The organism is Flavobacterium aquicola, assembly GCF_003385115.1.
GTDB lineage: Bacteria > Bacteroidota > Bacteroidia > Flavobacteriales > Flavobacteriaceae > Flavobacterium > Flavobacterium aquicola.
Map to the genome: position 1 here is coordinate 1 of NZ_QUNI01000043.1, position 1,715 is coordinate 1,715.

Consider the following 1,715-nt stretch of genomic DNA (forward strand, 5'->3'; position numbering starts at 1 on the left):
CTTCCGTTTCATTGCGGGGTGCTGCATATTCTTTGCTGGATAATTCTGAACCATCCGGATCCGGTAAAGCTTTTTTATCCAGTTTTCCATTACTGGTTAATGGCATTACTTCTAATGCAACCCAGATCATAGGAACCATATACTCTGGTAAGCTTACCTTTAATTGTTCCTGTAAAGCTTCCTTGTCTAGTGTATCTTCCAATACGACATAACCCACTAGACTCTTTGTGCCATTTGTATCCTCCTTAGCCAGTACACAACATTGTGTTACTCCAGATAAAGATGACAATACATTCTCAATCTCGCCCAGCTCTACTCGATAACCGCGGATTTTAACCTGATCATCTTTTCTGCCAATAAACTCAATATTACCATCTGATAACCAACGTGCTAAATCTCCTGTCTTATATATTCGTTCGCCTGTTTTAAATGGATTTGATATAAACTTTTCTGATGTAAGCTCAGGGTGATTCAAATAACCTAAGGCTACTCCACTTCCGCCAACACATAACTCTCCCACGACTCCTACAGGCACTAAATTTAATTCAGAATCTGTAATGTATACATGACTGTTTTTTATTGGTTTCCCGATAGGAAGAGCCTTTTCTGTTACTTTGTCTATTTTATAAGTAGTAGAAAATGTAGTATTCTCTGTAGGACCATATCCATTAATAATCTCAAGTGCCGGATATAGTTCTTTTAACTTATTGGTATAAGTGAACAAGACTACATCTCCTCCAACCAGTAAAGAACTAAGAGGTGCAAAAACAGAGGAATCTTCTTCTACTACCTGATGAAACCAGGAAGCAGTCATCCACATAGTGGTAACTTTATTTTTGATTATAAGATCTTTTAAGCTTTTGATCTCTAATAACGAATTTGTATCTGCTAATACTAATTGGCCTCCATTTAATAAAGTACCCCAAAACTCCAAGGTCGTAGCATCAAAAGCAATAGAACCGGTGGAAAGCCAAACAGTAGCTGAATTTAAAACCGTATAATCACAACTTGTACACAAACTAACAATATTGCCATGTGTAACGATCACTCCTTTTGGATTCCCCGTGGTTCCTGAAGTATACATTACATAAGCTGCTGAAGCTGATGTCATTTCATATGAAATAGCCGATGATTCGTAAGTATAGGATTCTGTAATGTCTAAGAGAAAAATAAATTCTGAAACAGATAACTTAGATAATAAAGAATCTTCACTGTAGAGAAGAAAGCTTACGCTCGAATCTTCAAGTATATAGGATAAGCGATTAGATGGTAATGAAGCATCTAGCGGAACATAAGTACCTCCTAATTTGAGAATACTTAACATACTAATGATCATTTCAAAACGCTTATCAAACAAAATAGCTATTCTGGAATCGCTAGTCACACCTATAGATTTTAGATAATGAACTAATTGATTTGAACGCTCATCTAATTCCTTATAAGTCATAGAGTTACTTTCATAAGCTAAAGCAACAGCGTTCGGAGTACGCTTAGCCTGCTCTTCGAATAAATCTACTACGGTCTTGTCTTTTGGATACGCTGTATCAGTATCGTTGAAGATACTTAATAATTGATGTGATTCTTCTTTGGTGAGCATCGATAAACCGTTTATTGGCTGCGAGATATTGTCTGCAATACTAACCAACAACTCTTGATAATGCAGCAGCATTCGATCTATTGTTGCTTTATCAAATAAAGCCGTGCAATAATTTATT

Annotated in this window: 1 protein-coding gene; it reads right to left on the reverse strand. The window is 36.3% G+C overall.

From position 1 onward, the window contains the following. Positions 1–1,715: non-ribosomal peptide synthetase (locus C8P67_RS21900; protein ID WP_147298290.1), on the reverse strand; the 1,715-nt coding region annotated here is incomplete at both ends.